Annotated in this window: 16 protein-coding genes; 12 read left to right on the top strand and 4 right to left on the bottom strand. The window is 63.4% G+C overall.

Going from position 1 to position 14,974, the window contains the following annotated elements; all coding sequences use genetic code 11:
• Positions 1 to 60: 60 nt before the first annotated feature.
• The 3 genes from GWL_RS13130 to GWL_RS13120 all read right to left on the bottom strand — a co-directional run bounded on the left by GWL_RS13130 (position 61) and on the right by GWL_RS13120 (position 3,310).
• Positions 61 to 1,305, bottom strand: coding sequence for an MFS transporter (locus tag GWL_RS13130; RefSeq protein ID WP_008330930.1), 1,245 nt, complete (start codon positions 1,303 to 1,305; stop codon positions 61 to 63).
• A 107-nt stretch (positions 1,306 to 1,412) separates the two neighbouring features.
• Positions 1,413 to 2,267, bottom strand: coding sequence for a putative hydro-lyase (locus GWL_RS13125; protein ID WP_008330928.1), 855 nt, complete (start codon positions 2,265 to 2,267; stop codon positions 1,413 to 1,415).
• Positions 2,268 to 2,404: 137 nt separating this feature from the next.
• Positions 2,405 to 3,310 (bottom strand): LysR family transcriptional regulator, encoded by a 906-nt coding sequence (locus tag GWL_RS13120; RefSeq protein WP_008330926.1) that lies wholly within the window; start codon positions 3,308 to 3,310, stop codon positions 2,405 to 2,407.
• Positions 3,311 to 3,526: 216 nt separating this feature from the next.
• Between GWL_RS13120 and GWL_RS13115 the strand changes: the two genes are divergently transcribed.
• From GWL_RS13115 to GWL_RS13060, 12 genes are all read left to right on the top strand, one after another.
• On the top strand, positions 3,527 to 3,871 hold the full coding sequence (locus GWL_RS13115; protein ID WP_034350794.1) for a hypothetical protein: 345 nt from the start codon (positions 3,527 to 3,529) through the stop codon (positions 3,869 to 3,871).
• Complete coding sequence (locus GWL_RS13110) at positions 3,868 to 4,188, top strand: DNA-binding transcriptional regulator (RefSeq protein ID WP_034350793.1); 321 nt, start codon at positions 3,868 to 3,870, stop codon at positions 4,186 to 4,188. The genes GWL_RS13115 and GWL_RS13110 overlap by 4 nt, the downstream gene beginning before the upstream one ends.
• Positions 4,189 to 4,392: 204 nt before the next feature.
• Positions 4,393 to 5,112, top strand: a complete 720-nt coding sequence (locus GWL_RS13105; RefSeq protein ID WP_008330920.1) for a FadR/GntR family transcriptional regulator — start codon at positions 4,393 to 4,395, stop codon at positions 5,110 to 5,112.
• A 222-nt stretch (positions 5,113 to 5,334) separates the two neighbouring features.
• A complete protein-coding gene (locus GWL_RS13100; RefSeq protein ID WP_008330919.1) occupies positions 5,335 to 6,096 on the top strand; it encodes an SDR family NAD(P)-dependent oxidoreductase in 762 nt (253 codons plus the stop codon).
• 67 nt (positions 6,097 to 6,163) lie between these two features.
• On the top strand, positions 6,164 to 7,366 hold the full coding sequence (locus GWL_RS13095; RefSeq protein ID WP_008330918.1) for a PAS domain-containing sensor histidine kinase: 1,203 nt from the start codon (positions 6,164 to 6,166) through the stop codon (positions 7,364 to 7,366).
• Entirely contained in the window at positions 7,363 to 8,025 is a 663-nt protein-coding gene (locus GWL_RS13090) for a response regulator transcription factor (RefSeq protein ID WP_008330916.1), read from the top strand. The genes GWL_RS13095 and GWL_RS13090 overlap by 4 nt, the downstream gene beginning before the upstream one ends.
• 190 nt (positions 8,026 to 8,215) lie before the next feature.
• Entirely contained in the window at positions 8,216 to 9,619 is a 1,404-nt protein-coding gene (locus GWL_RS13085; RefSeq protein WP_008330914.1) for a CmpA/NrtA family ABC transporter substrate-binding protein, read from the top strand.
• Positions 9,616 to 10,467, top strand: coding sequence for a nitrate ABC transporter permease (gene ntrB, locus GWL_RS13080; protein ID WP_034350789.1), 852 nt, complete (start codon positions 9,616 to 9,618; stop codon positions 10,465 to 10,467). Before GWL_RS13085 ends, ntrB begins: the two co-directional genes overlap by 4 nt.
• 13 nt (positions 10,468 to 10,480) lie before the next feature.
• Positions 10,481 to 11,335 carry an ABC transporter ATP-binding protein gene (locus GWL_RS13075; RefSeq protein WP_008330910.1) on the top strand — a complete coding sequence of 285 codons (855 nt, stop codon included), beginning with the start codon at positions 10,481 to 10,483 and terminating at the stop codon, positions 11,333 to 11,335.
• A 133-nt stretch (positions 11,336 to 11,468) separates the two neighbouring features.
• Positions 11,469 to 11,912 (top strand): cyanase, encoded by a 444-nt coding sequence (cynS, locus tag GWL_RS13070; protein WP_008330908.1) that lies wholly within the window; start codon positions 11,469 to 11,471, stop codon positions 11,910 to 11,912.
• Between the two features lie 60 nt (positions 11,913 to 11,972).
• Entirely contained in the window at positions 11,973 to 13,364 is a 1,392-nt protein-coding gene (locus GWL_RS13065; protein ID WP_008330906.1) for a TAXI family TRAP transporter solute-binding subunit, read from the top strand.
• A 151-nt stretch (positions 13,365 to 13,515) separates the two neighbouring features.
• Complete coding sequence (locus tag GWL_RS13060; RefSeq protein WP_008330905.1) at positions 13,516 to 13,746, top strand: hypothetical protein; 231 nt, start codon at positions 13,516 to 13,518, stop codon at positions 13,744 to 13,746.
• 58 nt (positions 13,747 to 13,804) lie between these two features.
• Here the strand turns inward: GWL_RS13060 and GWL_RS13055 are convergent, their stop codons facing one another.
• The gene (locus tag GWL_RS13055; protein ID WP_008330902.1) at positions 13,805 to 14,950 is read right to left on the bottom strand and encodes an ABC transporter ATP-binding protein; all 1,146 of its coding nucleotides are present in this window, start codon (positions 14,948 to 14,950) and stop codon (positions 13,805 to 13,807) included.
• Positions 14,951 to 14,974 lie beyond the last annotated feature (24 nt).

Here is a 14,974-nt window from a genome sequence, read left to right as displayed (position 1 = left end):
GTCGAAGCCGGTCGTACCAACGCAAAAAAGCCCGCACGAAGCGGGCTGCCCGGCCTTCCTTCACGAAGCCGCCACTACCGCCTCCAGCTCCTTGCCCCGGGTCTCCGGCAAGATCAGGCAAGCCACGATCACCAGCCCATAACACCCCGCCGCGATCCACCCGATGGTCTGCCCGAGCGGCAGGCTGTTGCTGAGATAACCCACCAGCGCCGGGCAGATCGCCCCGACGGCACGGCCGAAGTTGTAGCAGAAGCCCTGACCTGATCCGCGCACATCGCCAGGGAACAGCTCCGAGAGATAAGCACCCATCCCCGAGAAAATCCCCGACAGGAAAAATCCCAGCACGAAACCCAGCGCCAGCATCCACGCATCCGTGATCACCAGTTGCGTATAGCTCAGTACCAGCACGATCCCCATGGTCGCAAACAGCATGAAGCAGCGGCGGCGACCGATGGTGTCGGACAGCCACGCCGAGGTGAGGTAGCCGCAGAAGGACCCACCGATCAGCACCAGCAGGTAGGTACTGGTGCCCAGCACCGAGAGATGGCGCTCGGTCTTCAGGAAGGTCGGCAGCCAGGTGGTCACCGAGTAATACGCCCCCTGCATGCCGGTGGCCAGCAGGCTCGCCAGCAGTGTCGTGCGCAGCAGGTCAGGATGGAAGATGCGCAGGAAGTTGCCACGCTGGCCGCTCTCGCGCAGTCGCGCCTGGGTAGCCAGAAACACGGCGGGTTCGCTGATGGTGCGGCGGATGTAGAGCGTCAGCAGGGCCGGCAGCACGCCGATCCAGAACAGCACTTTCCAAGCTGTCTCCGGCGGCAGCACTGCGTAGACGCCCCAGAACGCCAGCGCCGAAGCCGCCCAGCCCACCGCCCAGCTGCTCTGCACCAGGCCAGAAGCCTTGCCGCGATGGCGCGCCGAGATGGTCTCGGCAATCAGCACCGAGCCCACGGCCCATTCGCCGCCCATGCCGAAGCCTTGCATCGCACGGGTAAAGAACAGTTCGCCGAAGGAAGTGGTAAAGCCCGAGAGGAAGGTGAACAGCGCAAACCACAGCACCGTCCATTGCAGCACACGCACCCGGCCATAGCGGTCGGCCAGCACCCCGGCCGCCCAGCCGCCGATGGCCGAGGTCAGCAGGGCACCGGTGGCGATGTAGCCCGCTTCGGCTTTGCTCATGCCCCACGCTGCCAGCAGCGTGGGGATGAGGAAGGTGTAGATCATGTAATCAAAACCATCCACCGCATAACCGGTGAAGGTCGCCGTGAGCGTGCGACGCTCGGATGTCGTTGTTTCTTGCAGCCACATGATGATCCCCGTAATCAAAGTATGTAAATCACTGACGTGCGGCATCGCCGGTCGCATACAGCAAGCATGCGGCCGTCGATGAAAAAACGGTAGGGCGCTTGCAGACGCTAAGCTTGTGCTCCGAGCAGCAGTTCGCTGTTGAGCTTGTCGGTCACCAGCATGTAGCCGGGCGCATGGGTGATGCAGAATTCGGGCCGGGCCGCGACGATGGCAGCTTGCGGCGTGACGCCGCAGGCCCAGAACACCGGCAGCTCATCGGCATGGATGTCCACCGCTTCGCCATAGTCGGGTTGGCCGATATCGGCAATGCCGATCAGGGCGGGGTCGCCGATGTGGATCGGTGCGCCATGCACTTGCGGCGTGCGTGCGGTGATCTGGATGGCGCGGATGGCATCGGCGGCCTTGAGCGGTCGCATCGAGACCACCGTCGGTCCCTGGAACACGCCCACCGGCTGCGTGGGAATATTGGTGCGGTACATGGCCACGTTGCGGCCCTCGCTCACATGGCGCAGCGGGATGCCGGCGGCCAGCAGGGCATGCTCGAAGGAGAAGGAACAGCCCAGCGCAAAGGTCACCAGGTCGTCGCGCCACACCGCGCGCAGGTCGTTCACCTCGGCCACGCGTTCACCGTAGCGCCACAGGTGATAGCGCGGCACGTCGCTGCGTACGTCCAGGTCCAGGCCCAGCGCGGGCAGGGCGGGCGAGCCCGGCTTGGATACGGCCAGCAAGGGACAGGGAATGGGATTGCGTTCGCAGAAGGCGAGAAAATCATCGGCCAGCGCCGCCGGCAGGATCGCCAGGTTGACCTGCACGTGCGCACTGGCCACGCCGCTGGTGTGACCGGTGAATACGCCGCTGCGGGCGGCCAGCCGCACATCGAGCGCGCTGGAGGAAGCCGACAGCGCAGACGCTGCGGCGGGACGAATCGGTAGGGCGGGCGAGGCGGTGGCAGTCTCTGGCATGGCGGTCTCCTTCTTGGAATGGACCGATGTTAGGAGCCTGCCGGGACAGCGTCCAACAAAAAATTTATATCTTTTGTTATCGATTTTTTCGATGAGGACAACGGAAATTTCACTGTAGCGATTTCCGTGCCAGTGGCTCATTTTTCTGTGGTGCGGCCTTTGCCTTGGGTGCGGCGTGCATGCTCCAATGCCGAATCGAGCACCAGTTCGGCCAGGCTGGAACTGGGGTCTTCGCGATAGCTTGCGTGGATTTGCAGAGCGGGTAGTTGCGCTTGGCAACGCAGGATGCGCAGTGGCAAGCGTCGCGTCAGTTCGCGCACCGAGGCGCGCGGCAGGGTGGCTACACCAAAGCCGCCTTCAACCAGCTGCACCATGGCGGAGATGGAAGAGATGGCATGCACGCGCGGTTCGATCACGCCCCATTCCTGGCACAGCTGCAGCAATCCCTGATGCGGTTGCGAGCCGCGCTGGAAGGTGATGAGGTCGTGTGCAGCCAGTTCTTCCAGCGTGTGAGAACGTGTGCCGAAGCGTTCGCGATGGCCGACGAAGACCATGTCCATCGGCGTCATCAGGCGCGAGCGCACGGCGGTATCGCTGCCCGCGATCGAGGTGAAGACCAGGTCCTGGGCGCCACGGCGGATTTGCTCAGTCAGCACCGGCGAGGTTTCCACGGTAAGTTCCAGCGCGAAATCGGGATAGCGGTTGCGGATTTCCTGCAGCCACGCGGGCAGCCAGCTGTGCACCACCGATTCGATGCTGCCGATGCGTAGCAGCAACGGACCGGCGCTGTTGCCGCCGAGTTCCTGGCGGATCTGGCGCTGCATGTCGAGCAGTTTCACGGCCAGCCGCTGGAAGCGCTGGCCGGCCACGGTGAGGCGGAACTGTTTCTCGCGGCGGTCCAGCAGGACCACGCCCAGCTCTTCTTCCAGCGAGGCGATGCGGCTGGACATGGTCGATTGCGTGATGTGGAGCTTTTCAGCGGCGCGGGTGATGCTCTTGAGCGAGGCGGCCCAGTGGAAGGCCTCGACGAAACGCAGGTTCATGAGTGCTCGGCGGTGAAGTGGAGGCAGTGAGTCGTCGCTAGGCTAGCAGATACGGTGGCGCTACGACTAGCTGTTGTTACCCAATAGCAGACGCAATTCAGGAAGCATGCCCCTCAATGTGCGGCATGGCACGCGGTGTGCTGAGTTGGCATAGCGGCGAAGGAACTGCCCTATGGTACGATGGTGATCTATACGTGAAACACGTATGGTTCGCGGATGGAAGCGATCTTCAAAGAAACGCGAATGTTTGCAGCAGTCCGGGAGAACTACCTCTCGGATGATGACTTTGCAACGCTTCAGCAGATGCTGATGCGACAGCCTCATGCGGGAAGCCTCATCAAGGATGCAGGGGGACTTCGAAAGATTCGTTTTCCTGATGCACGTCGTTGCAAGGGAAAACGTGGTGGCCTGAGAGTGATCTACTATTTTTGGGACAAACAATGCCACTTCTGGCTTTGCTCTATCTACGACAAAGATGAGATGAACGACCTCACCGTTCATCAGAGAAAACTGCTCAGGCGTGCGCTGGAAGACGAATTGTCCTCAAGGAAGACATCATGAAAAAAAGAAATTTATTCGAAGAGTTGATGGCGGGCGTGCAAGACATGGCCGATGAGCGAGAGGGCAAGGTGACTTTGCGCACAACCAAAGTCAAGCTATCGCCGGAGCCGGTCTCGATTACGGCCGAGGAGATTCAGCGGGTACGTGGCAAGGCTCGGGTGTCGCAGGCAATTATGGCTCGCAGCCTGCGCGTCAATCAGCGGACATATCAAAACTGGGAGCAGGGTGTATCACGGCCCAACGCGCAGGCAGCCGTGTTGCTCAAGTTGGTGGATCAAGACCCCACGCTCTTCGCACGGATCAGCGCATTGGTGTGACGGCGCCTGATGGGCGGTGCGATATCGCCTCACTTCTTGCGCACCGCACCAATTTTCCCGCCGCTTGACACAATCCTCCCTCATACCTATCCTCACCCCCGATTGGTCATACCTTTTGTCGCCCGCACACGCCGGGCCGGCGGGCCAGGCCGACAATGCCGCGACGGCAGCCCTACATTCCAACAGGCAGAGACCCCAGAGAGCATGTCCTTCGACCCCATCGTCCAGAAATCCATTTCCGAGCAGGTAGCCCAGCGGCTGCTGACCATGATCCGCAGCGGCCTGCTCAAGCCCGACCAGCAACTGCCGCCCGAGCGCGAGCTGGCGGCCATGCTGGGCGTGGGCCGGCCCGCCGTGCGCGAGGCCATTCGCGGGCTGGCGCTGTTGGGCCTGCTGCGCATCCGGCAGGGCGAGGGTACCTTCGTCAGTTCGCTGGAAACGCGCGAGCTGCTGGAGCCGCTGGAGATGATCATCGATCTCAACCCCGGTACGCTGGAAGCCCTGTTCGACGCCCGTCTCATCATCGAGACCGGCGTGGCCGCACTGGCTGCCACCCACATCGATGACGCCGAACTGGCGCGCCTGGCGCGCAATGTCGAGGATGAAGCACGGCTGCTGTCGGACCCGGCCGCCTTCTCGGCAGCGGATGTGGAATTCCACGAGGCCATCATCGAGGCCTGCAACAATCCCTTCCTGCAAAGCGTCGCCGGCAGTCTCTACATGCTGGGCAAGAAGAGCCGCTCCATCACCTCGCGCATCCCCTCCACGCTGGAACGCAGCCTGCAGGACCATCGCGACATCCTGGACGCCCTGAAGGCACGCAATCCGCACAAGGCCTCCGAGGCCATGCGCAACCATTTGCTGCGTGTGCGCGATGCCTATCGCAGCGCCGGACGCAGCCAGAACGAATCGGTCCACGACTGAGTCTATCCGTACGATCCAACGCAGGAAGCGCCGCCGTTGCTGCCGGGCTGGTCCCGCAGCATTCCACAACGGTGGCGTGGCAGCACAGCCGCAGCATCGCCTGCGGCGCCCCTCACAAGAAGCGATACCGGCAAGGCGCGCAGGGCCGCCTGTTGATGAACTCCGTTCTACAAGCCGGACAGGCAGGATCTTTCCTTTATCAATCGATTGCAGGAGAACAGCATGCTGGATCTGGCAGGTAAAGTCGTCTTCATCAGCGGTGCGAGCACCGGTATCGGCGCGGCCGCCGCGCGCGCCTTCGCAGCACGTGGCGCGCACGTGGTGGTCCACTACAACAGTTCGAAGGAAGAGGCAGAGGCCGTGGCCGCAGAAGTGCGCGCCGCCGGCAGCAAGGCCATCACCATCGGCGCGGATGTGCGCGATACGGCGGCCATCAACGCCGCCATCACCAAGGCCGTGGAACAGATGGGCCGCATCGACGTGCTCATCAACAACGCCGGTGCGCTGGTCAAGCGCGCACCGCTGGAGATGGTCACCGATGAACTCTTCGACGAGATCATCAACATCAACGCCCGCTCGGTGGTGGCTTTCACGCGGGCGGTCATTCCCGTCATGCGCGCTCAGGGCGGCGGCAACATCATCAACGTGACCTCGGTGGCGGCACGCCATGGCGGTGGCCCCGGTGCCCTGATCTATGCGGCCTCCAAAGGCTTCGTGAGCACCATCACGCGCGGCATGGCCAAGGAATTGCTGGCCGACAAGATCCGCGTCAATGCGGTGGCGCCGGGCGTGATCATGACGCCGTTCCAGGAACGCTTCACCACGCCGGAACAGCTGGAGGGCTTCCGCAAGACCATCCCCATGGGCCGCATCGGCGAGCCCGACGAATGCAGCGGTGCCTTCCTCTACCTGGCGTCGGACCAGATGTCGGGCTATGTCACCGGGCAGATCATCGACGTCAACGGCGGCCAGTACATGCCCTAGCCGCAAGCGTCCTGCGCTGCCCCGCGCCAGGGAATTTCTGGCATGGCTCTTGCGGGCGGGAAGGATCATGCAAGCCGATTCCTTCCTGCCCGTTCTCGCCTCGGCGGCCCTGTCCCCGCCGGGCGGCCTGTTGCGTGACAAGCTGGCCCTGCTGCTGGACTCCACCGGCGAGGGCATCTACGGTATCGATCTGGAAGGCCGCTGCACCTTCATCAACCGCGCCGGTGCGGCCATGCTGGGCTATGCGCCGGTCGAGGTGCTGGGGCGCAACATGCACGAGCTGGTGCATCACAGCCATGAGCACGGTGGCCATTACCCCGAGGCCGAGTGCCCGATCCTGAAGGCATTCCGCAAGGGCCAGTCCTGCCGCGTCGACCAGGAAGTGTTCTGGCGCGCCGATGGCAGCTGCTTTGCCACCGAATATTCCTCCTACCAGATCATCGATGCCGGCCAGGTGCGCGGGGCCGTGATCGCCTTCAGCGATATCTCCAAGCGACGCCAGGCCGAGGAACAGTTGCAGCGCGCCAAGGCCGAACTGGAAGTGCGCGTGGCCGAGCGTACCCGCGAGCTGTCGGCGGCGCTGCGTCAGGTGCGGCAATTGTCGGCGCATGCGCACTCGGTACGCGAGGACGAGCGCACCCGGATTGCCCGCGAGATCCACGACGAACTGGGCAGCCTTCTGGTGGCCCTGAAACTGGACGTGAACTGGATGGCCAAGCGCGTCAGCCATCTCGATCCGGTAGCGCGCAAGTGCGAGGCCATGAGCCGCCTGATCGAAACTGCCGTGGACAACGTGGGACGCATCATCACCGACCTGCGCCCCAGCATCCTCGATCACCAGGGCCTGATCGCCGCGCTGGAATGGCAGGTGCAGGAATTCTCCGAAGCCACCGAATTGCCCTGCGAGGTCGAGTTCGATATCGCGCCGGAGGCCTTCGTGCCGGATGGCGCCAAGGCCACGGCGGCGTTTCGCATCTTCCAGGAAATGCTCTCCAACGTGGCGCGCCACGCGCAGGCCACGCAGGTGCGCATCGCGGTCCACCTCACCCCGGCAGAACTGCGCATGGAAGTGGAAGACGATGGCGTGGGCACGCCCCGCGCCGCGCAGGAAGCGGCCACGTCTTATGGGGTGATGGGCATGCGCGAGCGCGCCTTGCACTTCGGTGGCGCACTGAGCATTGCTGGTGCGCGTTTTGCACCAGAGCACGGCAGGCCGGGGACGCTGGTCTGCCTGCGTCTGCCTCATCACGCCAGCCGGGAGGTGCCATGAGCAAGCCCGGCGACAACATCCGCATCCTGCTGTGCGACGATCATCGCATCGTGCGCGAGGGCTTGAAGCAGATCCTGGCGGATACCCCCGATATCGTGGTCGCTGCCGAATGCGCCAGCGGACCGGAGGTGCTGCACAGTGCGCGGGTCGAAGCGATCGACCTGGTGCTGCTGGACATCGCCATCCCCCAGCAGGACGGATTGGATGTGCTGCGCCAGATCAAGCAGGAGATGCCGCGCCTGCCCGTGCTGATGCTGTCCACCTATCCCGAGAAACAATACGCGGCCCGCTGCTACAAGCTGGGCGCAGCAGGCTATCTCAACAAAAGCACCGACCCCGGGCAACTGGTGGAGGCCATCCGCAAGGCCGCCGGGGGCGGCCTCTACGTGAGCGCGCAGATGGCCGAGACCCTGGCCTCCGGCCTGGCCCAGCGTGCCACGGCCCCGCAGCGGGCCGCACACGAGAGCCTGTCGCACCGCGAATACCAGGTCTTCCAGCTGATCGCCGCCGGGCGCAGCGTCAAGGAAATCGCCGACCAGCTGGAGCTGAGCCCCAATACGGTGAGCACCTATCGCAGCCGCATCCTGGAGAAGACCGGCGCTTCCAATGATGTGGGCATCGCCATGTATGCGGTGCGGCACCAGTTGCTGCCGGTGTGAGCGCGTTGGTGCGTCTGTCGTCATTTTGCAGCGCGTTTTCGTCATTCTGACGATGTGATCCACGCTGCTTGTAGTGGCAGCACTACAAGATGTCGTGAGCTCATGACGTATTGCAGCGGGCTGGCAAATCCCTTGCAGGTGGATCAGGTGAACGCAGCAACTCACCTCACACTCACCAAACGGGGGAATCATGCCTGACGCACCAGAGACCAATCTGTTCCACACCTATGATGCCGAACGCGCCGGGCAGGGCTGCTCCTGCGGCCGCCACGCCAGCCAGCAGCAGCACGAGGCCGATATGCTGGCCGAGCAGCAGCGCCTCCAGCGAGGCCGCGATGTGGAAACCCTGACCAATGACGTGGTGGAAGAAGCGCTGATGCGTTCGCTCTTCCCGCGCGTGGCCGAGCGGCGGGACTTCCTGCGGGCCGTCGGCAAGAATGCAGCGCGCGCCGCCATTGCCAGCGTCTTGCCGCTGGGCTCGCTGCAGGCCATGGCGCAGGAAAAGAATGGCGCGCTGGAAAAGAAGGACCTCAAGATCGGCTTCATCGCCATCACCTGTGCGGCGCCGCTCATCATGGCCGATCCGCTGGGCTTCTACCGCAAACAGGGCTTGAACGTCTCCTTGAACAAGACGGCCGGCTGGGCGCTGATCCGCGACAAGATGATCAACAAGGAACACGACGCCTCGCACTTCCTCTCGCCCATGCCGATGGCCATGTCCATGGGCGTGGGCAGCAATGCCACGCAGATGCGCGTGGCCACCATCCAGAACATCAATGGCCAGGCCATCACGCTGCACACCAAGCACAAGGACAAGCGCGATCCCAAACAATGGAAGGGGTTCAAGTTTGCCGTGCCCTTCGAGTACTCGATGCACAATTTCCTCTTGCGCTATTACCTGGCCGAGTACGGTCTGGACCCGGATCGCGACGTGCAGATTCGCGTCACGCCGCCGCCGGAGATGGTGGCCAATCTGCGGGCGGGCAACATCGATGGCTTCCTTGGTCCGGACCCGTTCAATCAGCGTGCGGTGTATGACGAGGTCGGTTTCATTCACATCCTTTCCAATGAGATCTGGGACGGTCACCCCTGCTGCGCCTTCGGGGCATCCGAGGAATTCATCCAGCACAATCCCAATACCTTTGCCGCGCTGTTCCGTGCCGTGCTGACGGCGGCCGCGATGGCGCGTGATCCCTCCAACCGTTCGCTGGTGGCCAAGGTGATTTCGCCGCAGGCTTACCTGAACCAGCCGGAGACGGTCGTGGAGCAGGTGCTCACCGGTCGCTTCGCCGATGGTCTGGGCAATGTCAGGAACGTGCCGGGCCGGGCTGACTTCGACCCGGTACCGTGGGATTCGATGGGCGTGTGGATCTTGACCCAGATGAAGCGCTGGGGCTACATCAAGGGCGACGTCAACTACAAGGCCATTACCGAGAAGGTGCTGCTGTTGACCGAGGCCAAGAAGCACATGAAGGAACTGGGTCAGCCCGTACCGGAAGGGGCTTATCGCAAATACGCCATCATGGGCAAGGAGTTCGACGCCAGCAAGGCCGATGCCTACGTGAACAGCTTCGCCATCAAGAGGAGCGCATGATGCCCACGCAGCATCTCGGCTGGCGTGCCGCGCTCATTTCCGTGCTGTTGCTGGCGGTGCTGCTGATGGTGTGGCACCTGGCCACCTTGCCCAGGGAAAGTACCGCCAGCGCCGCCCAGGATGAGTACGCCAAACTGATGGGCAAGAGCAGCGCTGCCCCCAAGCGCGACGGCTTCCCGGGACTTGCGCAGATGGGCGAGACGATGCGCAAGGAATTGGCCAATCCCTTCTACGACAACGGTCCCAACGACAAGGGCATCGGCATCCAGCTGGCCTATTCGCTGGGGCGGGTCGCACTGGGGTTTGCCATTGCGGCGGTGGTGGCGGTGCCGCTGGGCTTCCTGCTGGGGATGTCGCCGCTGATGCGGCGTGCACTCGATCCCTTCATCCAGATCTTGAAACCGATCTCGCCGCTGGCCTGGATGCCGCTGGCGCTCTACACCATCAAGGATTCCTCGGTGTCGGGGGTGTTCGTGATCTTCATCTGCTCGGTGTGGCCGATGCTGATGAACACGGCCTTCGGTGTGGCCTCGGTACGGCGCGACTGGTTGAACGTGGCCAAGACCCTGGAGGTGAATCCGCTGCGGCGTGCCTTCCTGGTGATCCTGCCGGCGGCGGCACCGACCATCCTGACCGGCATGCGCATCTCCATGGGCATCGCCTGGCTGGTGATCGTGGCGGCCGAGATGCTGGTAGGCGGTACCGGTATCGGCTACTTCGTCTGGAACGAATGGAACAACCTCTCGCTGACCAGCGTGATCTTCGCCATCCTCGTCATCGGCGTGACCGGCATGGTGCTGGACCTGATCTTCGCACGGCTGCAGAAGTGGGTGACCTATGTCGAATGAAGGGAGCAGCAGCATGGACCACAATTTTCTGAGCGTGCAGGGCCTGGCCAAGCGCTATGTGGCAGGTGCGCCGCCGGTATTCGAGCAGGTGTCCTTCGGCATCGACCGTGGCGAGTTCGTCTGCGTGATCGGGCACTCGGGCTGTGGCAAGACCACCATCCTCAATGTGCTGGCCGGGCTGGAGGCGGCCAGCGAGGGTGTGGTCATCATGGACCGGCGGGAGGTCAAGGGACCGAGCCTGGACCGGGGTGTAGTGTTCCAGAGTCACGCGCTCATGCCCTGGTTCAGCGTGCTGGGCAACGTGGTGTTCGCGGTACGTTCGCGCTGGCCGGACTGGTCGCGCGAGCAGGCCGAGGAGCATGCGCGCCGCTTCATCGAGATGGTCGGCTTGAAGGGCGCTGAACATAAAAAGCCCTCCGAACTCTCGGGCGGCATGAAGCAGCGCGTGGGCATTGCGCGTGCCTTTTCCATCGAGCCCAAGATGCTGCTGATGGATGAGCCCTTCGGCGCACTCGATGCCTTGACACGTGGCGTGGTGCAGGACGAGTTGCTCAAGATCTGCGCAGCCACGCACCAGACCGTGTTCATGATTACCCATGACGTGGATGAAGCCATCCTGCTGGCCGACAAGATCTTCCTCATGTCCAACGGCCCGCAGGCCTGCATCGCCGAGGTGGTCGTCAATACGCTGCCCAAGAATCGTACGCGCGAAGGCATGCACCACGATCCGCAGTTCTATCGCATCCGCAATCACCTGGTCGATTTCCTGGTGCATCGCTCGCGCCAGATCCAGGCGGCGCAGGCCAGCGGCGCGGTGCGCCTGCCGACCCGCATCGTGATGCCGGGACTGGAGCAGGCGGCCGCCTGAAGGGGAGGGCAGGCAGAGCTGCCATTTCGTCCGTTTATATCGTCATTGTGCAGCACCGTTTCGTCAGAATCGATGGCGCGGACTACAACGTGTCGTCGACTTTCATTTTTCGTCCACCACAAGGAGAGAGAGCATGGACCGCAACCAGGTTACCCAGAAGATCGTCACTGCCAAGGTCAGCAAGAAGTTGACCTGGGCCCAGATCGCCGAGCGCATCGGCCAGAGCAAGGAGTGGACCACCGCTGCCATGTTGGGCCAGATGACCTTGACGGCCAAGCAGGCGGCCGTGGCGCAGGAGATGTTCGAGCTCACTGATGAAGAGACCCTGTGGTTGCAGATCGTGCCCTACAAGGGTTCGCTGCCGACTTCGGTGCCGACCGATCCGCTGATCTATCGCTGGTACGAGATCGTCAATGTCTATGGCAGCACCATCAAGGAGCTGATCCACGAGGAGTTTGGCGACGGCATCATGAGTGCCATCGATTTCAAGATGGATATCCAGCGCCAGGCCGATCCCAATGGCGATCGCGTCAATGTGATGCTGTCGGGCAAGTTCCTGCCCTACAAGACCTATTGATTCACATCGGGTTACAAGCGCGGCGATGCAAAGGTGGAATGCGCGGCTAGAATAGCGCGCATGCTCAAAGACAAGAAACTCTCCGCCTATGCGCCCTCGGCGACCCGGATCCGGGCGCGCTTCGTGGCCATCTCCTGGCGCGATCTGGCCGTCAGCTTTGGTCCCATCATCCTGCTGATCCTGGTGGGCGCATGGCTGGTGATCTGGTTGATCCGGCCTGCGCCGCCCTCTTCCATCACCATTGCCGCCGGTCCCAAGGACAGCAATTTCTGGCGCGTGGCCGAGCGCTACAAGGCTTTGCTGGCGCGCGATGGCATCCGCCTGGACATCATCGAGACGGGCGGGTCGCTGGACAACCTCAAGCGCCTGGCCGATCCGGACCAGAATGTGGATGTGGGGTTCGTGCAGGGTGGCCTGGCCGGCGCGGTGCCGGTTGAATCGCTGGCGCCGCTGGTATCGCTGGGCAGCATTTCCTATGTGCCGGTATCGGTGTATTACCGCGCGCCGCCGCCGCGCGAGGATGGTCGTCCGGCGCCGCTGCTGCGCCAGTTGTCGGAGCTGGCCGGCAAGCGCATCGCCATTGGCGGACAGGGCAGTGGTTCCAGCGTGCTGGCGGCGACGCTGCTCAAGGCCAATGGCGTGGAGCCCGGCGGCGGTACGCAGCTCTTGAACATTGGCGGCGATGAGGCGGCCCAGGCGCTGACCAGCGGCAAGATCGATGCGGCTTTCCTGATGGGCGATTCGGTGTCGGTGGCAACCATGGGCAAGCTCTTGCGTGCGCCGGGTATCCGGCTGCTGGATTTCTCGCAGGCCGATGCCTATGTGCGGCGTTTCCGTTATCTCAATACTTTGAAGATACCCATGGGCGTGTTCGACCTGGCGCGCAACCTGCCGGCGCGGGATACGCAGCTCATTGCGCCCACGGCCGAACTGGTAGCGCGGGAGGATCTGCATCCGGCGCTCTCGGACCTGCTCATCGCGGCCGCGCGCGAGGTTCACGGCAAGGCCAACGTGCTGCAGAAGGCGGGGGAATTCCCGGCACCGCTGGAGCATGAATATCCGATCAGCGATGATGCCGCGCGCTACTACAAGTCCGGCAAGACTTTCTTTTATCGCACCTTGCCGTTCTGGCTGGCCAGCCTGGTGGACCGTGCGGTGGTGATCGTGCTGCCGGTGATCCTGCTGTTGATTCCGGGAGTGCGCCTGGTGCCGATGCTGTATGGCTGGCGTGTGCGCTCGCGCATCTATCGCTGGTATGGCGAGCTCATTGCGCTGGAGCGCGGCGTGTCGCGGGAGTCGCCCGAGGAACAGGCGGAGATGCTCAGGCGGCTCGACGAGATCGAGATGGCGGTCAATCGCATGAAGATGCCGCTGGCCTTTGCCGACCAGTTCTACGTGTTGCGTGAGCACATCGGCTTCGTCCGTGCCCGGCTGGCAGCGGGTGTGGCCTGAGCGCCACATTGCGGCAGGCTGTACGGGGCAGGGCAGCGGGGCTGTTGTATGCTCGCCATGGCGCGACCAGTACTGTATAAAAAATACTGTGTATTCATACAGTACTGTGCTAAAGTGAAGCCTCCTATCGACAAGAAGAGGAATCGCTGCCATGACCCACTTTGATCTTGCTTCCGACGCTCGCTTCGCTGTTGCATCGTCCACCCCGTCTTCGCTGGCCATCCGCCTGGGTCGCCGCGAAATCTTCATCTGCCGTGATACCTACGTGCGCCGTTACCGGGTCAATCCGGTGATCGAGTGCAGCGCGGGCATCGAGCCTGGCCATGTTGAAATCCTGTTGTTGCGCCGCTGGCTGGTGGTGCTGTCGAAGGCGCGCGGCTGATGCGGCGTGCGCTTGACTGGCTGGTGGTGGATGCCCTGGGGAGGGCGGCCGGGGTGGATCAGGCGGTACTGTCTGCGGCTACGGGGGTGGTCTCCGCTGTTGCGGAGGGTGCCGCCGCCAATGACGATTCCATGCTGGGAAACGTCACCAAATGCGTCACCTCCAGCCTGATCCCTATCCATTCGCCGACCGCATGATCGTGATGCGAGGGCACCAGTGAAAGCAGTTGCTGGCCGTTCTCCAGTGCCAGGGTGTAGAGAAATTCCGCCCCCCGGAATGACTTGCGTACTACGCGTGCCTGCAATGGCGAGGCGTCGTCGTGCATCACATCGTCAGCGCGCAGCAGCACATCGACCTGCGTTCCCTCTGCATTGACGGCATCCTCCGGCACCAGGCCGCGCAATAGTCCCGCTGCCGTGCGGACCTCGATGTCTGTCTGGGGACCGGTGCTCGCCGCAGGCTGCACTTCCCCACGCAGCAAGACCCCATGCCCGATGAAATCGGCCGCAAAGCGGGTGGCCGGGCGGTGATACAGGGCGTACGGCGTATCCCATTGCTCCAGCCGGCCCTGCCGCATCACGCCCACCACATCGGCCACCGCAAAGGCTTCCATCTGGTCGTGCGTCACCATCAAGGCCGTGGTGCCGGTGCGCTTGAGGATGTCGCGCACGTCATGGGCCAGGCGCTCGCGCAGTTCCACGTCCAGGCTGGAAAACGGTTCGTCCAGCAACAGCAGGCGCGGTTGCGGCGCCAGTGCGCGTGCCAGCGCGATGCGTTGCTGCTGGCCACCGGAGAGCTGGTGCGGGAACTTGCGGCCGGCCTCGGGCAGGCCCACCAGGGCCAGCATCTGCGCCACGATCTCGTCACGCTGCGCACGCGCCATGCCGCGCAAACCAAAGCCGATGTTGGCCGCCACGTCCAGATGCGGGAACAGCGCGAAATCCTGGAACACCATCCCGATGCGCCGCGCCTCGGCCGGCACGCGTACGCCATCGCCTTCCAGCAACTGCCCATCGAGCCGGATGCGGCCCGACTGCGCCGGTTCCAGCCCGGCTACGGCGCGCAACAGGCTGGTCTTGCCGCTGCCGGAGGGGCCAATCAGCGCGCCCAGCTCGCCCGGCTGCAGGCGCAGCGAGACGGCCTCGACGGCAGGGTGGGCAGTGCGGGGATAACGGATGCTGACGTGTTCGACTTCCAGAAACATGGGCAGGCTCGATGAAATGGTTAC

Source organism: Herbaspirillum sp. GW103 (assembly GCF_000261365.1).
Lineage (GTDB): Bacteria > Pseudomonadota > Gammaproteobacteria > Burkholderiales > Burkholderiaceae_D > Herbaspirillum.
This window is presented reverse-complemented; position numbering and strand designations above follow the sequence as displayed.

Bases quoted from the DNA above. Each gene is read 5' to 3' on its own strand.
- GWL_RS13130 (WP_008330930.1), bottom strand. From the start codon at position 1,305: ATGTGGCTGCAAGAAACAACGACATCCGAGCGTCGCACGCTCACGGCG.
- GWL_RS13125 (WP_008330928.1), bottom strand. From the start codon at position 2,267: ATGCCAGAGACTGCCACCGCCTCGCCCGCCCTACCGATTCGTCCCGCC.
- GWL_RS13120 (WP_008330926.1), bottom strand. From the start codon at position 3,310: ATGAACCTGCGTTTCGTCGAGGCCTTCCACTGGGCCGCCTCGCTCAAG.
- GWL_RS13115 (WP_034350794.1), top strand. From the start codon at position 3,527: ATGGAAGCGATCTTCAAAGAAACGCGAATGTTTGCAGCAGTCCGGGAG.
- GWL_RS13110 (WP_034350793.1), top strand. From the start codon at position 3,868: ATGAAAAAAAGAAATTTATTCGAAGAGTTGATGGCGGGCGTGCAAGAC.
- GWL_RS13105 (WP_008330920.1), top strand. From the start codon at position 4,393: ATGTCCTTCGACCCCATCGTCCAGAAATCCATTTCCGAGCAGGTAGCC.
- GWL_RS13100 (WP_008330919.1), top strand. From the start codon at position 5,335: ATGCTGGATCTGGCAGGTAAAGTCGTCTTCATCAGCGGTGCGAGCACC.
- GWL_RS13095 (WP_008330918.1), top strand. From the start codon at position 6,164: ATGCAAGCCGATTCCTTCCTGCCCGTTCTCGCCTCGGCGGCCCTGTCC.
- GWL_RS13090 (WP_008330916.1), top strand. From the start codon at position 7,363: ATGAGCAAGCCCGGCGACAACATCCGCATCCTGCTGTGCGACGATCAT.
- GWL_RS13085 (WP_008330914.1), top strand. From the start codon at position 8,216: ATGCCTGACGCACCAGAGACCAATCTGTTCCACACCTATGATGCCGAA.
- ntrB (WP_034350789.1), top strand. From the start codon at position 9,616: ATGATGCCCACGCAGCATCTCGGCTGGCGTGCCGCGCTCATTTCCGTG.
- GWL_RS13075 (WP_008330910.1), top strand. From the start codon at position 10,481: ATGGACCACAATTTTCTGAGCGTGCAGGGCCTGGCCAAGCGCTATGTG.
- cynS (WP_008330908.1), top strand. From the start codon at position 11,469: ATGGACCGCAACCAGGTTACCCAGAAGATCGTCACTGCCAAGGTCAGC.
- GWL_RS13065 (WP_008330906.1), top strand. From the start codon at position 11,973: ATGCTCAAAGACAAGAAACTCTCCGCCTATGCGCCCTCGGCGACCCGG.
- GWL_RS13060 (WP_008330905.1), top strand. From the start codon at position 13,516: ATGACCCACTTTGATCTTGCTTCCGACGCTCGCTTCGCTGTTGCATCG.
- GWL_RS13055 (WP_008330902.1), bottom strand. From the start codon at position 14,950: ATGTTTCTGGAAGTCGAACACGTCAGCATCCGTTATCCCCGCACTGCC.